General features: G+C 44.6%; 10 protein-coding genes. 9 read left to right on the top strand and 1 reads right to left on the bottom strand.

Annotated features, from left to right (window positions below; translation table 11 throughout):
• Positions 1-489 (top strand): LPXTG cell wall anchor domain-containing protein (locus tag NFR88_RS15080; RefSeq protein WP_285813867.1); only part of this gene is annotated, 489 nt, incomplete at its 5' end.
• 260 nt (positions 490-749) lie between these two features.
• On the opposite strand, the gene NFR88_RS11230 is transcribed toward NFR88_RS15080, so the two are convergent.
• Complete coding sequence (locus tag NFR88_RS11230) at positions 750-2,543, bottom strand: sigma-54 interaction domain-containing protein (protein WP_251616017.1); 1,794 nt, start codon at positions 2,541-2,543, stop codon at positions 750-752.
• A 285-nt stretch (positions 2,544-2,828) separates the two neighbouring features.
• Between NFR88_RS11230 and NFR88_RS11225 the strand changes: the two genes are divergently transcribed.
• From NFR88_RS11225 to NFR88_RS11190, 8 genes are all read left to right on the top strand, one after another.
• Positions 2,829-4,229, top strand: a complete 1,401-nt coding sequence (locus NFR88_RS11225) for an MFS transporter (protein ID WP_160200452.1) — start codon at positions 2,829-2,831, stop codon at positions 4,227-4,229.
• Between the two features lie 16 nt (positions 4,230-4,245).
• Positions 4,246-5,433 carry a metal-dependent hydrolase family protein gene (locus NFR88_RS11220; RefSeq protein ID WP_160200451.1) on the top strand — a complete coding sequence of 396 codons (1,188 nt, stop codon included), beginning with the start codon at positions 4,246-4,248 and terminating at the stop codon, positions 5,431-5,433.
• Positions 5,426-6,766, top strand: a complete 1,341-nt coding sequence (locus NFR88_RS11215; RefSeq protein ID WP_160200450.1) for a TldD/PmbA family protein — start codon at positions 5,426-5,428, stop codon at positions 6,764-6,766. Before NFR88_RS11220 ends, NFR88_RS11215 begins: the two co-directional genes overlap by 8 nt.
• 12 nt (positions 6,767-6,778) lie before the next feature.
• Positions 6,779-8,074, top strand: coding sequence for a metallopeptidase TldD-related protein (locus NFR88_RS11210; protein ID WP_161909380.1), 1,296 nt, complete (start codon positions 6,779-6,781; stop codon positions 8,072-8,074).
• Between the two features lie 246 nt (positions 8,075-8,320).
• Positions 8,321-10,708, top strand: a complete 2,388-nt coding sequence (locus NFR88_RS11205) for a xanthine dehydrogenase family protein molybdopterin-binding subunit (protein ID WP_251616015.1) — start codon at positions 8,321-8,323, stop codon at positions 10,706-10,708.
• A gap of 177 nt (positions 10,709-10,885) precedes the next feature.
• Complete coding sequence (locus NFR88_RS11200; protein WP_251616013.1) at positions 10,886-11,413, top strand: (2Fe-2S)-binding protein; 528 nt, start codon at positions 10,886-10,888, stop codon at positions 11,411-11,413.
• Positions 11,406-13,805, top strand: coding sequence for a xanthine dehydrogenase family protein molybdopterin-binding subunit (locus NFR88_RS11195; RefSeq protein WP_251616011.1), 2,400 nt, complete (start codon positions 11,406-11,408; stop codon positions 13,803-13,805). Before NFR88_RS11200 ends, NFR88_RS11195 begins: the two co-directional genes overlap by 8 nt.
• Complete coding sequence (locus tag NFR88_RS11190) at positions 13,802-16,165, top strand: FAD-dependent oxidoreductase (protein WP_251616008.1); 2,364 nt, start codon at positions 13,802-13,804, stop codon at positions 16,163-16,165. Before NFR88_RS11195 ends, NFR88_RS11190 begins: the two co-directional genes overlap by 4 nt.
• The last annotated feature ends 71 nt before the right edge of the window (positions 16,166-16,236 follow it).

Raw genomic sequence — 16,236 nt, 5'->3', positions numbered from 1 at the left:
AAGCCGGATATCAACAAGGATACAGATGGAGATGGCAAACCGGATGTGGACATCGATACAGACGGAGACGGTAAACCGGATGTAAATGTAGATACCGATGGAGACGGTAAACCAGATATCAATGTAGATACCAATGGGGACGGCAAACCGGATATCAATATCGATACAGATGGAGACGGTAAACCGGATATCAATATCGACACCGATGGCGATGGTATTCCGGATCTGAATGTAGATACGGACGGAGACGGCAAGCCAGATACCAATATCGATACAGATGGAGACGGGAAACCAGATAAGAATATCAAAGACCCGAGCGAAATCAAGGATATTTTGAACGAGAATGAACCGGCAGATACAGATGAACTGCCTTGGTGGATTCCAAAAACAGGCGATACAGCAAATATGCTGACATGGCTTGTAGTGCTTGGCGCAGCAGTCCTTGGACTTTGCGGCACAGTATATGGAATTAGGAAAAAGAGATCCTAGAAGAAAACAGCTGTAGATTAATAGCATAAATAAAATGGGTGGTTTGTGTAAACCATCCATTTTTTACGTCTGTTCAGCAGTTATATTTGTTGAAAGTTTACATGTTTTGTAAAGAAAAACCTCAAAAAATGCACACCTTTCGAGAAAAATATGCATATTTTTGAGGTTTTTTATTGCAATATATATGATTATGGGGATGATGTTGCCACGCACTACAGTTTAAAGGTCTGGAACTTTATCTTTTGTCAATGTGTCTTCGGTTATTGATCCGGAGAACCCTCATCTAGCTTTTTCAGCTTTCGGTAGAGGGTGGTTCTGCTGATTCCCATCTTTTTTGCCAGTTCTTCACGAGTGATGACTCCGCTTTCTAAGTCTTGCAGATGTTTATACAGAACCAGATTTTCATATTTTTCTACATTGGATTTCAGAGTTTCTCTTTCGTCTGCTTTTATTTTGGAGTGGGTTAGGGACTGGAAGAGCGGCGGAAAGTCTGCCGGCAAAACCAATGTGCCTTGGGCAACATTGGAAATGTATTCTACAACATTTTCGATTTCACGTACATTGCCGGGCCAACGGTGGAGAAGTAGCAAATCTGCGGCCTCAGGCGAAAAATCCAGAAGCTCTTTGCCTAACATTTGTGCATATTTTTCCAAGAAGTATTTGGCTAGAGGGAGTATATCGTCTGTTCGCTTGCGAAGAGGCGGTATTGTGATAGGGATTACATTGAGACGATAATACAAATCCTCGCGGAATTCCTTTGTTTTACACATTTCTGCTAGATTTCTGTTGGTCGCAGCGATGATACGTACATCAATATCGATGAGCTTGTTACTGCCGATTCGTTCAATCTGCCTGTTTTGGATGACGTGAAGAAGTTTGACCTGCATAGCAAGAGGAAGCTCTCCGATTTCGTCGATGAATATGGTGCCGCCGTTTGCGGCTTCAAATTTGCCGATGTGTCCGCCTTTCGAAGCTCCCGTAAATGCACCGTCAGCATAGCCAAAAAGCTCACTTTCGATAAGGTTTTCCGGAATAGCGCCACAGTTAATTGTGACAAATGGTGCGCTAAATCTAGGACTTTCTGCATAAATGGCACGAGCAAACATTTCTTTGCCTACGCCGCTTTCGCCGGTAATCAGTACGGTAGAGGTGCTTTTTGCAATATTACGGGCAAATTCTTTTACCTTTGCGATTTCATCGCTGCAGCTGATAATAGAATCGAAATTCATAGTGTTTGAGCCTAACACTTTGTAGGCAGTTTTCTTGACTTCAGCAATATCGTCAAAGAAAATAATAACCCGTTGCAGCGCATTTTCATCATAAACAGGCTTGCATGAAGCCATGATTTTAATATTCTCTTCTTTGAAATGAAGCTCTCTGTTCTGAAATCCTGTCTTTGTATTTAAAAAGATAGCGGTGGCAGCAGGCCAGAATGCATCAAGATGAAGTCCGATAAGACCCCAGCTGAGATTAGCATTTGTTAAAATGTGGTATTCTGCTTTTTTGTTTGCATTAGTGATATAGCCATCACGATCGATGACAACAATACCTTGTGGGGAACCGTTGACAATTTCAGTCAGCAGGTTAGACTGCACGTTTAAGTCCCGCACATGGTCGATATTTTCTAAATAGGAGGAAAGGAGCGTTGCCATATTTTTTAAGTAGTTGCAAATTGAAAACTGGTTATCAATCAGATGATTGTATTGTTCTTCTGTAAAAGCAACCAGTGAAATGATGCCAATATGTTTCTCGTGATAGGAGATCGTGCAGCAGATTTCGCCTTTTTCCCCACTGATCCATTCTGTAGGACCATACAGGGGATCCTTGATATCGTCTACCACATAGGTGCCGCCTACACGCAGGAGGTATTTGTACAGAAATTCTTCGACGTAACGGCTTTCTGCTTCATAGGTGCCGATGCGTTCCTGATACTGGCCTGTACCGGCAATAATCTTTAAATTCTCATCGAGAATCAAGGTTTCGATGTTTAGAACCGTGGATATGGCATTGGCAACTTGCTGGACGGTAGGCTGAATTTTAACTAATCTGCTCATGTATTTTTCCTCCATTTATGATATGGTAGAATTATAAAACTGGTACGGCGACCTGTCAAGGAAATGTTACTTTTTTAGGACTAAAAAAATGCAATGTTTCAAACATGAAACGCAGTTCTTGGAGAAAATTAGGCACATGCCGAAAGTTTTTTTCAAAATCATTGAAAAATTAAGGGATTCAAGCGGCTGATTTGAAAAAAACGCATTGGCATACTCCTTGCTTTATATATGAAAGAAGACAGCACAAGGCTGTTCACAGTGCCATAATGGAAAAGGAGGATACATATGGACAAGAAATTACCTTTGAGAGCCAAGATCGCCTATAGTATGGGCGGATTTGGTGAAGCGATGCCACTGAACTTATTTAATGTTTACTTCGTATATTTTATGACCGACGTGGCTGGAGCTCCTGCAGCGTTAGCGGGTACGATTGCTTTAATCGGCGTGCTGTGGGATGCAATTACAGACCCAATTGTGGGAAAATTGTCGGATAACTGTACGTCCCCAATGGGTAGAAGAAGGGCGTATATGTGCAGAGCGATTATTCCGTTGGCATTATTTGTAATTATGCTTTTTACACCGGTAAACTTTACAGGAATTGCACAAATGGCATACTATGTTGTGGCAGCACTGGGTTTTTGGCTGACTCTCACAATGTGGGTAATTCCATTCTTTGCTTTTGGAGCAGAGATTACTACCGATTATAACGAAAGAAATACCCTTAGAACTGTAGTTATGATTTTAGAAAATGCGATTCTAATTTTGTGTACGTCAGGTCCGATGTGGGTACTCAGCTGGACCCTGAACCATGGAGGAGAAGAAGCTGACGCTTGGAAATATACTGCATGGATTACTGGGGCAATTCTTTTAATCACTTGTGCGGTATGCGTTTATTTCACAAAAGGATGGGATCAGCCTTATCAGAAGTCCGAAAATGTGAAAACAGAAAACCTGCTGGCAACCTTTAAAGAACTGTTTAAGATTCGCACTTTTAAAATTTTGACAATTTCTATGATGCTTGCTTTGTTCGGACTGCTTCTAATTTCTACCAATTTAGTCTATGTCATGAATAATCTGGCAAGATTGACTCCTGAGGAGCAGAGTCTGTTCTGGATAGTATTCAGTGTAGCGATTATGGTAATGCTCCCATTTGCCAATAAGCTTTGTAACAGTATAGGCAAGAGAGAAGTTTTGATGGGTGTAGCCATAATTCAGGTTATTGTAGGTATTATCTGTTTCTTTATGAGTTTGGAAAATAGAATTGCCTTCTACATTTATATCGTTGGGCTGGTACTCTGCAACGGATGTTTTGTTGCACACTATGTTACCTTGTCCTATGACAGCTGTGAAGTAGATGAGTTTGTCAATGGAAAACGCCGTGAAGGAAGTATTGTGGCCTTAATGTCCTTTATCCAAAAAGCTGGCGGAGCCCTTGCAATGTGGGTTGCAGGTCTTTCTCTTACCTTTATCGGCTATGACGGTATGGCGGCAGAACAGACTCCGGAAGTACTGTCCGGACTTAACACAGTGATTACTGTGATTCCGACGATATTCTTTATCTTAGCAACCATAGCACTTTATAAGTATCCAGTAACGAAGAAGAACTTCGCGGCGTTGCAGGATGCCCTTGAAAAGAAAAAGGCCGGACTTGCGTATTCAACAGAAGAATTTAAGGAACTGCTGTAATTGAAAAGGGGAAATTATGATGGAGAATAAGATTTTACTTGAAAATGCAAATGTGATAGACGTATATGAAGGAGAGAGCCGTAAAGGTTACGATGTCTATATCGAAGGTGATATGATAAAGGAAGTCTGCCCCCACGGGCAGCTTTCCTTTGGAGAAGACACAGAGCGGGTGAATTGTACTGAAAAGACCATTATGCCGGGGCTGATAGATTGTCATGTACATCTCTGTATGGATCCTTTCTGTCCTGATCCCGGTGTTATAGCGGCAAGAAGCGATGCAGCACTGACAATAGATGCAATCAACCATATGGATGCGCTGCTAAAAAATGGAATCACCTATGTAAGAGGCATGGGAGATCCACGGAATATCGATATTGACCTTGCAAGAGCAAAGAAAGCAGACCAGATTGCAGGACCTGATATTTTGCCGTGTGGTAAGCTGATTTGCATGACCGGCGGTCACGGGTGGCAGCTTGGCGTAGAGGTAGATAGTCCTGATGAGATGAGAAAGGCCGTCAGACAGCTTTTAAAGGATGGTGCAGGTCATCTGAAAATGATGGCAACTGGCGGCGTGATGACGAAAGGCGTGAAAACTACATCAACGCAGCTGACCTATGAAGAGCTGAGAGCAGGTATCGAAGAAGCAGAACATGCAGGCGTTCGGACTGCGACTCACGCTCAGGGCAATGCAGGAATTAAAAATGCAGTGCGTGCAGGTATTCATTCTGTAGAGCATGGATTTTATCTGGACGAGGAAGTCATTGGCTGGATGCTGGAAAAGGGAACTTTCTATGTGCCGACCTTGGTAGCGGTCTATGAGATTTTAAAACAAAAGGACAGTCTGCCGGCCTATTTAGTAGAAAAGGCACAAACGGCAAAGGAGGCGCACAGGGCAAGTTTTCAGCTTGCTTTAAAGTCCGGTGTAAAGATTGCACTGGGAACAGACGCAGGTACGCCGTTTAACCAGTTTGGCAGCGCAAGAGATGAATTTCTCTATATGATTGAAGCGGGTATGAGTCCGGTGCAGGCGGTGAAAAGTGCAACTTGCGTTGCGGCGCAGCTCATTGGCGTAGAAGACAGCCACGGGAGCGTAGAGCCTGGAAAAGCTGCTGATTTGTTGATTTTGCAAAAATGTATTTACGATGAACCCAGCGTAATCAAAGAGCCGTTTACTGTTTATAAAGGGGGAAAACGCTATGTATAAGTTTCCGGAAAACCTGTATACGGATATTAGAATTGACAATTACAGTGAAACCCAGCTGACTTATGACGTAGAAGTTTTGGCAGAAATAAAAGAGAAAGATGTTGAAGGTATATTCCTTCGCATTTACGACGGTCATCGCTGGTACTACAGTTCCTTTACCGGAAAAGAGAACATTCAGACGGAAATTGATGTGCTGGCGGAAAAGGCTACGCCAAATCCCAATGTATACGATTGCCCGATTATAAAGAAGCTGGAGGCAAATCAGTATCGAAAGCTTTCTTATGAGGACGGATTTCAAAGCCTGTCTTTGGATGAGAAAATTGCAGTGGTTTCAAAATATCCAAAGCAGTACGTATCTCAGTGTTCTTTGATGACCGATTTAACAACGCAGCTGCTTCTAATTCACAATGTGAGAGAGTTTTATTCCAGCAAAGGTGCAAATCTTTATTACGATGAAGAGGTTTTATCGCTGGTACTGTCCGGAACTTTTGCTTGCGGAGAGAATGTGCTTGTAGAAAATTATGAAAAGTTTGGACATCGGTTATCTGACCTTGATGAAAGTGTGGACAGAGAGATTACGGAGCACATTCAGAAGGCAGAAGAGTTTGTGCGCGAGTGTGTCAGTGTAGAGCCAGGCGCCTACCCTGTAGTATTTTCTCCAGAGAATACCGGACTTCTCTGCCACGAAAGTGTGGGGCATAAAAGTGAAGGCGATTTCTTCGTAGATTCACCAGGTATGGAAAAGATTTGGAATATGGGCGAGGAGTTTTGTGATAGGGGTATTTCCATTGTGGATGATGGAGAAATTGAGTCATCTATTTATTTGCCTTTTGATGATGAGGGAACTAGGTCGAGACCAACTGCTATTGTAAAAGAAGGCTGTGTCGGTGATAGAATGACAAATGCTGCTGCAGCAGCTGAACTAAATCTTCCGATGACGGGAAATGCCAGAGCGATTGATTATACATGGGAGCCTATGGTGAGAATGACCACGGTTTACCTTAATCCGGGCACTATGCCTATGGAAGATTTATTCAAAGGAATCGAAAAGGGCATTTTTGCTGATACCTATATCGCAGGTGGAGGCATGGATGTGTTCAGTATTGCGCCCGGTAGATGTTACCTGATTGAAAATGGAAAGATTACAAAACCAGTTGCTGTATCACTAATTTTTTCAAGATGTAAAGATGCGCTGGCAGCCATCGAGGGCAGAACGGCTGAGGTTATTTTGAAGCCGGCATACTATATTCGCTGCGGTAAGCCGCCACAGCTAGGACTTGCAACTTCTGACGGCGGACCGTATGTCAGATTTAAGTCTATGAGTGTCGTATAAGGAGGAATGGCAATGATCAGAGAAAAATATGAAATTAACAGCACTGAGTATGCAGCTGTATTCCTCAATTCGAGATTGGACGCAACTCGCAAGCGCCGGAGCAAGAAGAAAGGCTTTCGCGTTTATGACAACGGTTTAATTGGGCTGAAATACACTGAAAGTGACTGCGACGAAGAGAAGATGTTTCGCGGGGCGGAGGAAATGCTCCGCTATCAAGTGCCGTATGAGCCGGCTCCGGAAGAAGAAAAAGTTTGTCACATGGATATGACAGAAGGAGAAAAAGAGCCGGATTATAAGGCGTTCGAGAATCAGTGTGAGGATTTGGTAATTCGCTTAAAAAAGAGATTTCCGGGCATTATTTTCAGCAATTCTATTCGGATTGTAGAAGAAGAGCATAAGCTTGAAAATACCCAAGGATTGGATTTGTCTTTCAAAGACCGGTATTATTTAGGGGAAATCAATCTAAAAATGCGTGATGGAATCAACATCAGCGATGGCGCAATTCCGTATAAAAGCAGAACCTTCGAGCCTGATGAGATATTTGCCCATGCAGAGCGGGTTCTTGCAAATTATGAGAATGTAATCACCGTCGAAGAGGGAAAAACTTATCCGATTATTATATCGACAACGGATTGCTTCAACGTTTATTATGGATTCATCAACACCTGTTTTGAACGGGAACTCAACGGGCAGCATTATGGTGCCGGCGGCTCGCTGCTTTGCGGGCAGCAGGGCAAGCAGGTGTTCAACAAGGATTTTAACTTGATACAGTATAGTGATCCTGCAAAGTATATTGGAAGACCTTTCTTTGATGCGGAGGGCACCATCATCGACGGCGGCGTGGTAGAGTTTGTCAAAGACGGTACTTTTTTAAGACCGTACACCGATAAAAGCGTCAGTCTGAAATACGGGCTTGAAAATACGGGAAGTGCAGAGGCCAAGCCAGAGAATGTGCCTTGTCTGGGCGGCATTGGAGGCACAGGAATTCCTGAAATCCGTCCTGTGGGTCTGACAATTACTGGTCAGCACCAAGCACTGGATACCCTGGTAGGAGAGGAGCGGGCAATCTATGTATTCTTCTCTTTGGCAGGTTCCTACAACAACATAGGAGGCTACGCCCTTCCGATACAATTTGGCATGGTGTATGAAAATGGTGAGTTTATAGGCAGAACCCAGGAACTGATGTGCAATACCAATATTTGGGATATGTACGGTAAGGATTATCGAGGCCTTGCAAAGAATACCTTGATGCCGGCATCGGCCCACGACTACATGGTAATTGACATGAAAGCAAATTCAAACGGCTAAATAAAATAACAGGTGGCATGATTTTAAGTTGTGCTCCCTGTTATTTCTTTAGATACATGTTTCAAGAAAAGGTTGCAATGATGAAACTGTATATCGAAATTGAAACAATAAAAGGAACGTTGGAGAGAACATGATTTAGTTGAAAGGATTGAAATTTACAGCAGGACAGAGAGTTATGCTGCGCAGAAGAGTACTGGCATATATTTTGCTTTATATAAAGATATATGGAGGAAGGAGTAGAAAGTCATGGAGAAAGTAAAAACCCATTATGTACCAAGGGAACAGAAACGCTATATGGGTACATACAGGCCAAAGATTGATGCTAAGGAGAAAACTTTGGGGAAAACCCAATATCTCGACGATATTACCTTGAAGGGAAAACTGCCGGGAATGCTCTATGCAAAGATTTTAGAGTGTCCTTATCCACATGCGAAGGTTCTTAAGATGAATACGGAAAAAGCAGAGGCCTTGCCTGGTGTGTGGGCAGTGCTTCGATGTGACGATCCGGAAATTCGCGCATTAGGAAGAACTACCCATTGCTGGACAGATATTGCGATTACACCGAAGGATGTCGACACCGTCATGCGATATTGGGATCGGGAGTTTTTGCCGGAAACAGGACTTTGGGTTGGCGACCATATGGGCGTAGCAGTTGCAGCGGAGTCACCGGAGATTGCTGAAGAGGCGCTAAAACTGGTGGAGATCAAGTGGGAAATTTTGCCCGCTATTTATGAGATGGAGGAAGCCAAACAAGCAGATGCGGTTATCATTCATCCGGAATTAGATGAGACGACAAACCAGCTGCGCCACAGTGAAGATGGCATTGAAAACGATCTTTACTACAGTCGCGGAGATGTGGACAAAAATATGGAAGCTTCAGACTTTATTTTAGAAGTGGACAAGACCTATGGTGGGGTATCGACTCACGGCTGCTTGGAGTACCGTGGCTGTGTCATCGACTGGAGAGAGGACAAGATGGATGTATGGACCAACCACTATATGTCCGATCAGACGAGAATGTTTCTCCATGATTACACCCACGTGCCTCTTAACAAAATCCGCGTCAGAAACGGAAACAGCGGCGCACATATGGGAAAATGGAATACAGGAGAAGATATCTTTTTCATCATTACAGCTTACTTATCTAAGCGGGCAGGAAAACCGGTGCGCTACAAGATGACCAACCATGAGGAATTCCATGAGACAAGAAATCTAAATCGGTACAGAGTAAAGGCCGGATGCACCAAGGAAGGAAAGGTGCTGGCGCTGGATATGATTTGCGAGGGTAATACGGGGGCATATATTGGAGCCTGCGACCATAATGTGGAGTTTCTGGTACGGGAAGTGCTGGACAGAGACTTTGCGCCGGTAAACCATATCCGAATGCATTCCTATACCTGGTTCACCAACAGAATTCCGGGCGGCGTGGTACGCGGCATTGGTAATGTGCAGCTATGTTGGACCTTCATGGCGTTGCTTGATGAACTGGCAGAAAAAACGGGCATTGATGTGCTGGAAATTTTAAAAATGAATTGTGGTAACGATGTCAACTGGCAGGGAGAAGCCAATCACAGCATTTGCAAGGTGTTAGACCTCGGCGCAGAGGCAATCGGCTGGGATAATCGCCACAAGGCAGGCAAGGGTCCTTTCATTGATGGGTACAAGAAAAGAGGCAAGGGAGTAGCTATCTGGAATCAATGGCACGCAGAATTAAACGAGCTGACACGAGGGTTTTACGAAGTCAGCATTCGATTAAATCCCGATATGTCTGTAATCATTCAAGCGCCAACCTCAGAGACTGGTGCAGGAGGCAACAGCGCCGCAGTTTTTGCCTGTGCGGAAAATCTTGCCTATCTGGATGTAAAACCGGAGGACATTTTGTGGACGCCTCTTGGCGATACAGAGCTTGGATTAAGAGATAATGCGCCAACCGACAGTGTAATTTCTTTCCTTTATGCCGAGGCAATGGTAGAGGCTGCAGAGAAATTGAAAGCTGAAATTTTGCGCAGAGTCGGCGAATACATGGAGAAAGAACCTTCTCTTTTAGACATTGAACACGGGGAAGTCTATGAGCGAGCTAATCCGGAGAACAGAGTCGGTGTAGAGTGGTTTATGCTACATACAGATTGTGTGCCGATTCATATTCATCATGCAAGACACAACGTGAGAGAACAGGCGGGGCTTCCTTTCGGAGCCTGGTTTGTGGAAGTTGAAGTGGATACAGAGCTGGGCAATGTAGAAGTTGTCGATATGGTCGTTGTCAACGATGTGGGGTGTGTTATGCACGCTTCCGGAGCAGAAAGTCATCAAATCAGCGGACAGGCTATGGGCGTAGGCGAGGTGCTGATGGAGCAGCTGCACTATGACTTTGAAACAGGAACAATACTCAATAACAACTACATCGATTACAAGATGATGACCATGGCGGATTTTCCAAAGCAGATTACACCGATTTTGGTAGAAGAATGGCAAGGACTTGGCAGATATGGTGCAGCTGGCATGGCAGAAGGCGCTTTTACGGGAACGGGAGCAGCCATTGCAAACGCCATATATAATGCGGTGGGGATAAGGGTTGACGAGCAGTCCATTACGCCGGAGGCTGTACTTGATAAAATTGTGAAGTTACAAAAATGAAACTAAAATCGATAAATGTTTCAATTTAGAAACTATCGCCGGCGAAAGAAAAAGATGGGGACCCGAAAAGGGTTGAAAAACAACAGAAAATCATGAAAACAGCCTTTGGCATATTTTTTGCTGTATTTATAGGTATAAGTAAAAAGTGATTGCCATGGAGAGAAAGGGGCAAACAAAATGAACAAAGATGTAATTCAAATGAATGTAAATGGACGTGCCTATGCCTTGAAAAAGGGAAGGGATTATGAAGAGGCGGATACACTGTCAAAGGTGCTGAGAGAACACTTCGGTTTGACAGGCGTACGCGTATCCTGCGAGCAGGGTGCTTGTGGTGCGTGTACGGTTTTAATAAATGGTAAATCAGCACTTTCGTGTATGATGCTGGTAACCGATGCAGATGGATGTGATATTTTGACTATAGAGGGCTTAGATGGAAGCGATCCTGTGGTTGATGCTTTTGTCAATACATACGGACCCGGAGAAGGGACTGCCATGCAGTGTGGTTTTTGTACGCCGGGCTTTGTTATGGAAACGCATTCTTTACTCAATGAAAATCCAAATCCCACAGACGAAGAAATTACGGAAGCATTGTCAGGTCATATTTGCCGCTGCGGTTACTATCACGGAATCCACAAAGCGGTAGAAAAAGCCGCAGACCATATTTGCAAGTGCAGGGAAGAGGCAAAGGAGGCTTCAAATGAGTAAAGATAGGATTGCCTATGTGCCGAGAGAGCAAAAACGTTATATGGGTACATATCGTCCGAAGATTGATGCCAAGGAGAAGACCCTCGGGAAAACCCAGTATTTGGATGATATCACCTTGAAGGGAAAACTGCCGGGCATGCTCTATGCAAAGATTTTGCAGTGCCCGTATCCCCATGCAAGAATTTTAAAGATGAATACGACGAAAGCCGAGGAACTGCCGGGCGTTTTTGCAGTGCTTCGCTATGACGATGAAGAAATCCGGGCGCTTGGCAGAACCACCCATGCGTGGACAGATATTGCCATTACGCCAAAAGAGTCGGATACGATTACGCGTTATTGGGACAGGGATTTCTTACCGCAGACAGGTCTTTGGGTCGGAGATCATATGGGAGTTGCAGTTGCGGCTGAAACCCCTGAAATTGCAGATGAAGCTTTAAAACTAATCGACATTAAGTGGGAAATTCTTCCGGCTGTATATGAAATGGATGAGGCGAAAAAGCCGGATGCACCGATTTTGCATCCGGAACTGAACCCTTCTACAAACCAGCTTAGACACAGTGAAGATGGAATTGAGAACCATCTCTTCTATAAGAGAGGAGATGTAGAAAAATCTTTGCGGGAAGCTGACTTTGTACTGGAGGTAGAAAAAACCTATGGCGGGGTCAGCACCCATGGCTGTTTGGAGTACAGAGGCTGCGTGATACGCTGGGATGAGGACAAAATGGACGTTTGGACCAACCATTATATGAGTGACCAAACCAGAATGTATCTGCACGATTATACCCACGTTCCGTTAAATAAAATCCGTGTCAGAAACGGAAACAGCGGCGCACATATGGGTAAATGGAACACTGGGGAAGATATCTTCTTTATGATTACTGCGTATCTGTCAAAAAGAGCGGGAGGCAGGCCTGTCAGATATAAGATGACAAACCATGAAGAGTTTCACGAAACCCGAAGTGAAAATCGATATAAAATTAAAGCAGCCTGCACAAATAGCGGAAAGATTACCGGTATGGAAATGATCGCAGAGGGAAACAGCGGCGCATATATCGGCGGCTGTGACCATAATGTAGAGTTCATTGTCAGTGAAACCATGAACAGAGCCTTTGCTCCTGTTGAACATGTCAGCCTGTATTCCTATACTTGGTTTACAAATAAAGTTCCGGGTGGTGTCGTACGCGGTATCGGGAATGTGCAGCTTTGCTGGTGCTTTATGTCGCTGTTAGATGAACTGGCGGAAAGAACCGGCATTGATGTGATAGATATTATTAAGCTGAACTGCACCAATGACTTTAATTGGCCGGGGGAAAAGAATCGGAGTATTTGCAGAGTGCTGGACGAAGGTGCAAAAATAATCGGCTGGAAAAATCGCCATAAGGCCGGTGAAGGGCAGTTGATTGAAGGATGTAAAAAACGTGGCATGGGTGTAGCTGTATGGAATCAGTGGCATGCAGAACTTAATGAATTAACGCGCGGCTTCTATGAAGTGAGCATCAGACTGAATCCGGATATGTCGGTAATTATTCAAGCGCCAACCTCAGAAACAGGGGCTGGCGGCAACAGTGCGGCAGTCTTTGCCTGTGCAGAAAATCTGCATTATCTCAATATTAAACCGGAAGATATTCTGTGGACACCACTTGGCGATACGGAATTGGGACTGCGGGATAATGCACCGACAGACAGTGTCGTTTCTTTCCTTTACGCAGAGGCGATGGCAGAAGGTGCGCAGAAGCTAAAGAGTGAAATCCTGCGCAGAGTCGGCGAATATATGGAAAAAAGTCCGGAAGAATTGGAAATCGAAGACGGGTATGTCTTTGAAAAGGTAAAGCCGGAAAACCGTATCGGTGTTGAATGGTTCATGCTGCATACCGACTGTGTACCGATTCATATTCACCATGCGCGCCATAATGTGAGAGAGGAAGCAGGATTGCCGTTTGGCGCATGGTTTGCAGATGTAGAGGTAGATATTGAAACAGGGCAGGTTGAGGTAACCGATATGGTAGTCCTCAATGATGTGGGCTGCGTTATGCACGCCTCCGGAGCAGAAAGTCATCAGATCAGCGGACAGGCCATGGGAATCGGAGAAGTCCTCTTTGAAGAACTTCACTACGATAAAGAGACTGGAACTGTTTTAAACAATAACTATATCGACTATAAAATGATGACCATGGCAGATTTTCCAAAACAGATTACCCCTGTTTTGATAGAGGAATGGAAAGGTCTTGGAAAATATGGCGCTGCAGGCATGGCAGAAGGGGCATTTACAGGCGCCGGTGCAGCTATTGCCAACGCAATTTATAATGCTGTGGGAATCAGAATTGACGATCAGTCCATTACACCTGCGAAAGTTTTAAATAAACTGATGGAAAAGGGAGGAAACAGAGCATGAAAGATTTAGAAGTATATTATGCAGGAAGTGCAAAGGAAGCTTCCGCGCTGCTGAAGGAAAAAGGTGATTCCTCCTGGCCTATGGGAGGCGGCACAGACCTGATCGGCGTCATTAGGGAAGGCATTTTGCCACAGCAAATTAATGAAATAGTATCTTTGAAAAAGGCGGAGGATTTACAAGGTATTATCAAAGATGAAAACTATTTAACGCTGGGCGCGGCAACAACACTTTCTGAAATTGAGAAAAATGCGGAAATCAACCAAATTTTTCCGGCATTGGCAGAGGCGGCAAGAACAGTTGCATCGCCACAAATCAGACACGTTGCGACAGTCGGCGGCAACATCTGCCAACAGGTACGCTGCTGGTATTATCGCTATCAGGGCGATAAGTTTAACTGTCTTAGAAAAGGCGGAGAACGCTGCAACGCAGTGGTAGGAAACAATCTATATCATTCAGTTTTCGGAGCTTTCAAAGTCTGCGATCCGCCGTGCCAAGTGGAGTGTCCAAACTCTACCAACATACCGGCTTATATGGAGCGGCTGCGCAGCGGCGATATTGCAGGTGCTGCAAAGATTCTCTTTGAAGTCAATCCATTGGCAGCGGTAACGGGCAGAATCTGTCCTCATACCTGTGAGCAGACCTGCAACAGAAAGAAATTTGATGAAAGTGTCTCCGTTAGGGAAGCAGAACGTTTTCTCGGCGATTATGTGCTGGAACATCCGGAAGATTTCATTACCCCGCCTAAGAAAGAAAGCGGCAAAAAGGTTACCGTTATCGGCAGTGGTCCTGCCGGATTATCAGCGGCATTTTATCTGCGGCAGGCGGGACATACAGTGACGATACTGGATCAGAATCCGGAAATCGGCGGTATGCTGTATTACGGAATTCCGTCCTACAGACTGCCAAAGGAAATCTTGGCAAGATATAAGGAAATCTTGCTGGGTCTGGGTGTGAACTTCAGGATGAATACCAAGGTAGGAGAAACTGTTACACTGGAAGATTTATACAAGGAATGTGATATTGTTCTTGTAGGAATCGGTGCATGGGTTTCACTGGGTCTTGAATTTGAGGGAAAAGATGCAGACGGCGTACTCAATGCCCTTGAATTTCTGCAAAAAGCAGCGGACAGAGTACCGCAGAAGCTGGGAGAAAAAGTAGTCGTTATCGGCGGCGGTAATACTTCCTTCGACGTTTGTCGAAGTGCAAGAAAGATGGGAGCAAAGGAAGTTACTCTGCTGAGTATTCTGCCATATGACGAAATGCCGGCAGAAGAGGAGGAAATTACAGAAGCGCTGGAAGAGGGCGTACAAATTCTGGATTTGACCACCTTGCAGAAGGTCATCAAAGGAGAAAACGGAGAAGTTAAAACGCTGGTACTACAGCAAATGGAAAAAATCGATGAGGATGAAACGGGGCTTGGGAATATTGCGCCGGTTCAGGATGTAACCAGAGAGCTTGAGGCAGATAATGTCATAGTTGCAATCGGACAGACCATTGATTTAGAAGGCTTTGAGTCCTTAAGCAGCGGCGGCAGACTGATTGCGCTTTCTGAAAAAGAAAGCGGAAAGACCTTTGAAGAAGCAATCTTTGCAGCAGGAGATGCAGCCTATGGCCCGGCAACTGCAGTCAAGGCAATTTTCCAAGGAAGAAACTGTGCAAAGTCCATCTGCGAAACCATCGGCGGAATGGAGGAAGTGGTACAGACTGAAAGAGGCGAAAAAATCTCCTTCAGCTCATATGCGCTGCAGAAAACGGAAAAAGCAAAGACTGCCAATGCACCTTTAGAGGAGCGGGAACTGTATAAAGAAATTTCTACGACCCTCAACATAGAAGAAATTTTGCAGGAGGCAGAGCGCTGCTTAAACTGCGGATGTGTAGCTGTCAGTCCTACGGATGTAGGCACAGCCCTAATTGCACTTGATGCGATGATCGTAACAAATGAACGGGAGATTTTGGCAGAGCATTTCTTTAAGGCGGCTGTTATGGGCTCTACCGTGCTGGAAAAAGGCGAAATCGTTACGAAAATTCGTGTGCCGCAAGCGGCAGCCGGAAACAAGCAGATTTACTACAAGCATAGAACTAGAAAGTCCATCGATTTCCCAATCCTAAGCATCGCGTTAAATGCGGATATGGACGGACAGAAGGTCAAGGACATCAGAGTCGTATTTGGAGCGGCAGCGCCGGTTCCAAAGCGGATGCACCAAGTAGAAGAGTTTCTTCGCGGAAAAGATCTGACTCGCCAAGTAGCAGAGGAAGCAGCAGCCCTTGCTGTTGAAGATTGTGTACCCCTTGCAGAAAATGCCTATAAGGTACATCTGCTAGAAGTACTAACCCGCAGAACTTTGGAAAAGCTGATATAACCAATATGGAAAAGTAAGGCAGGAATGAAAGAATTCCTGCTTTACTGGAAGCACCGTTATTCTTGTAGGAA

The organism is Senimuribacter intestinalis, assembly GCF_943192965.1.
GTDB lineage: Bacteria > Bacillota > Clostridia > Peptostreptococcales > Anaerovoracaceae > Senimuribacter > Senimuribacter intestinalis.
This window is presented reverse-complemented; position numbering and strand designations above follow the sequence as displayed.

Coding starts and splice junctions, on each gene's coding strand:
- NFR88_RS11210 (WP_161909380.1), top strand. CDS start 6,779: ATGATCAGAGAAAAATATGAAATTAACAGCACTGAGTATGCAGCTGTA.
- NFR88_RS11205 (WP_251616015.1), top strand. CDS start 8,321: ATGGAGAAAGTAAAAACCCATTATGTACCAAGGGAACAGAAACGCTAT.
- NFR88_RS11225 (WP_160200452.1), top strand. CDS start 2,829: ATGGACAAGAAATTACCTTTGAGAGCCAAGATCGCCTATAGTATGGGC.
- NFR88_RS11215 (WP_160200450.1), top strand. CDS start 5,426: ATGTATAAGTTTCCGGAAAACCTGTATACGGATATTAGAATTGACAAT.
- NFR88_RS11230 (WP_251616017.1), bottom strand. CDS start 2,543: ATGAGCAGATTAGTTAAAATTCAGCCTACCGTCCAGCAAGTTGCCAAT.
- NFR88_RS11195 (WP_251616011.1), top strand. CDS start 11,406: ATGAGTAAAGATAGGATTGCCTATGTGCCGAGAGAGCAAAAACGTTAT.
- NFR88_RS11200 (WP_251616013.1), top strand. CDS start 10,886: ATGAACAAAGATGTAATTCAAATGAATGTAAATGGACGTGCCTATGCC.
- NFR88_RS11220 (WP_160200451.1), top strand. CDS start 4,246: ATGATGGAGAATAAGATTTTACTTGAAAATGCAAATGTGATAGACGTA.
- NFR88_RS11190 (WP_251616008.1), top strand. CDS start 13,802: ATGAAAGATTTAGAAGTATATTATGCAGGAAGTGCAAAGGAAGCTTCC.